Origin of the sequence: Psychrobacter immobilis, from assembly GCF_904846175.1 — a bacterium.
Lineage (GTDB): Bacteria > Pseudomonadota > Gammaproteobacteria > Pseudomonadales > Moraxellaceae > Psychrobacter > Psychrobacter immobilis_E.
Map to the genome: position 1 here is coordinate 1 of NZ_CAJGZM010000023.1, position 3,192 is coordinate 3,192.

The following is a 3,192-nucleotide window of genomic DNA, read 5'->3' on the forward strand; positions in this document are numbered from 1 at the left end:
TCAGCGGGGGTAGCAGTTTGCTGAGTATAGCCTGTTTACGTTCTTCGCTATATCGTGGCATGATGTGTCCTCATTGTCCCCTTTGGAATTATTATTTAGGGGTGACAACTATCCTGCCATAGGGGGGCTTGCTCTAAGTCACGAAACGTCACGATATTACCAAACGTCTTAGTGGCATCATAAATGCGATTGGTACGTGAGAACGCTTGCATCAGTCCGTGATAGCGAAGGTTTTTATCAACATAGAGCGTGTTTAAGGTTGGCGCATCAAAACCTGTGAGGAACATACCGACAACAATCAGTAAATCCACATCCTGTTTAATAACGCGTCCTGCAAGATCACGGTAGTAGTTTTGAAAAGACTTACTGTCTACGCCGTAATTGGTCTTAAACATCTCGTTGTAATCATTAATAGCATGGCTTAAAAACTCTTTGGCACTGCTATTCATTGCGGTAGGCTCAAAGCCTTCGTCAGCAATGTCACCGATTGCATCTTGTTCTTCATTGGCAGCATAAGAAAAGATAGTGGCAATCTTTAAGGGCCTCTCGCTGTCTTTTTGTAGCTGACTCAAGGCTTCATAGTAAGCCTTTGCCGCGTCCACACTACTAACAGCAAACATGGCATTAAAGCCTTTACCACTTCCTTTTAAGCGATGGGTTTTTTGCTTAAAGCTTTTTAAAACGTACTTTGATATCTCTTCAATACGATCAGGGTGCAATAGCAGCTGTTTGTTTTCAGCAGCTGTGAGTTTCTTCTCATCTTGCTCGCTCTCAATGGCTTGAAACTGTGGGCGAACGTCATTGTAGTCCACCTTAAACTTCAAGACCTTCTCATCACGAATGGCATCAGTGATGACGTATGAATGCAGCTCATGGCCAAACACACTGGCAGTTGTCTCTGCACCCAAGGCATTCTCTGGAAAGATAGGGGTGCCGGTAAAACCAAACTGGTAGTACTTTTTAAATTTCTTCTTTAAGTTCTTTTGTGCTTCACCAAACTGGCTACGGTGTGCCTCATCAAAGATAAACACCACTTGTTTATGATAAATGGGTAAGTCAGCCTCACCTTTGATTAGGTTGTTTAGCTTTTGAATGGTAGTGACAACAATTTTATTATCGTCTTTTTCAAGGTTGCGCTTGAGTCCTGCGGTACTGTCGGAACCATTAACGCTATCAGGGGAGAAGCGCTGGTACTCTTTCATGGTTTGATAATCAAGATCCTTACGATCCACCACAAAAAACACCTTATCAATAAAAGGCAGCGACGTTGCTAGGCGGGCAGCTTTAAAACTGGTTAGAGTCTTACCTGAGCCTGTGGTATGCCAAATATAGCCGCCACTCTCAAGAGTGCTCCACTTCTTGGCTTGATAAGCACTGTTTATCTTCCATAGGATGCGCTCAGTAGCAGCAATCTGATACGGACGCATCACCAATGAGGTATTACTCACATCAAAGACGGTGTAATGCATCAGCACGTTTAATAGGGTATTTTTTTGGAAGAAGGTCGCGGTAAAATCTTTTAGATCTTTGATTAGGGTGTTATCTGATCGCGCCCAGTTCATGGTGAAATCAAAGCTGTTTTTATTGCGCTTGGTGGTATTGGCAAAGTAGCGGGTATCAGTGCCGTTTGAGATCACAAACAGCTGTAGGTATTTATATAAGGAGTTATCGGAGTTAAAACTCTCTTTGCTATAACGATGTACTTGGTTAAATGCTTCGCGAATGGCAATACCACGTTTTTTAAGCTCAATTTGCACAAGTGGCAAGCCATTGACCAAAATAGTCACATCGTAGCGATTGGCTTGTGTGCCTTTTTGAGCAAACTGTTTAATGACCTGTACTTTGTTACGTGGGATGTTTTTTTTGTCCAGCAGGGCAATGTTCTGCAGGTGTCCATCATCAAAGGTAAAATCATAGATGTGGTCATCATGAATCTTTCGAGCTTTGTCAGTGATGTTATCGCTCGGATTATCAAGATACTCCATCACAAAGCGCTGCCACTCCGCATCTGTAAACTGCACCTCATTTAAGGTCTGCAGCTGTACACGTACGTTAGCGAGCATCGTTTCAGGCGAGTTTAAACCAGGGACAAACTCATATCCCTGGTTTTGTAAGTCTTTGAGTAGTTCACGCTCTAGATCGTCTTCAGTCTGATACCCCCCATCAGGCTGATCGCACTTGGTATATTTATTTAAAACGATGAAATTATTCGATTCAGCAATGGTTTTTGTTTGGTCAGTCATGAGCTACTACCTCAGGCTTAGGGAAGCTTAACAGCAGGTCACGGTAATACTCATATTGCTGTTGGCGCAGCTCTATTTCACGCGGGAGGCCTTCGGTCAGAGATGTGGTTAAGGCGTCGAATTTATCGAGAATAGAAACGATACGCTTTTTTTCTTCCAGGGAAGGGTTAGGTATCTTGATACTATTTAAATTCTTTTGATTCAATTTTGGCTGCGCTGCGCCTGAGATATATGGAGTTAAATCAATGCTATTTAAATAATATTCAACGTACTTCCTTTCTGCATATGTTTCAAACTTAAGTACGTGTGCATGATTATTGACCCAATTCTTGCCGCTAATACTGAAGGCTATCGGCGTATTTCTTGCTATTAAATTTGCCCCATCTTCAGATACTAGCAAGTAATCACCATCAAAAATATAATCTTTAACATAGTCTACAATGCCCGATGCCCCATAATACGGAATATCGCCTGGTTCTCTTAGGCTACTAGTTATAGGCTTGCGCTTCGAATCAAGGTTCTCTGCAATATCTCCCAATGACATCCACTCAACCTCCCCCTCTTCAAACGTCAGTAACTCATCACGATAATATTCATACTGCTGCTGACGTGCTGTAAGTTCTGCTGTAAGTTCTGCTGTAAGTTCTGCTGTAAGTTCTGCTGTAAGTTCGGTAAATGTGTCTAAAATTCGGACGATTTCGGCTTGAACGTTGACGGGCGGTATAGCAATACTTATTTTAGAAAAAGTACTAATCCACTGACGTTTATGGTCACCCGCTATATCCTGACTCGGTAATGAATTTAGGTAATAGTAAATATACTTCTTGGATTCAACATCGAAGTGCAACGCACCCGAAGCTAGATTTTACCTCAAGCGGTGTTCTAAACCCTAGCACCTTTCTAGGTCGATTATTTAAACTGTCTTCAATCGACTGAACTAAGTGCCTGC

At 42.2% G+C, this 3,192-nt stretch carries 1 protein-coding gene and 1 pseudogene; both read right to left on the reverse strand.

Annotation, left to right across the window (positions count from 1 at the left end; all coding sequences use genetic code 11):
* Positions 1–119: 119 nt before the first annotated feature.
* Positions 120–2,243 (reverse strand): annotated as a pseudogene (locus tag JMW39_RS13135) (type I restriction endonuclease subunit R); the annotation flags it as partial.
* Positions 2,236–3,090, reverse strand: a complete 855-nt coding sequence (locus JMW39_RS13140) for a restriction endonuclease subunit S (protein WP_265088462.1) — start codon at positions 3,088–3,090, stop codon at positions 2,236–2,238. The pseudogene JMW39_RS13135 and the gene JMW39_RS13140, both read right to left, overlap by 8 nt.
* Positions 3,091–3,192 lie beyond the last annotated feature (102 nt).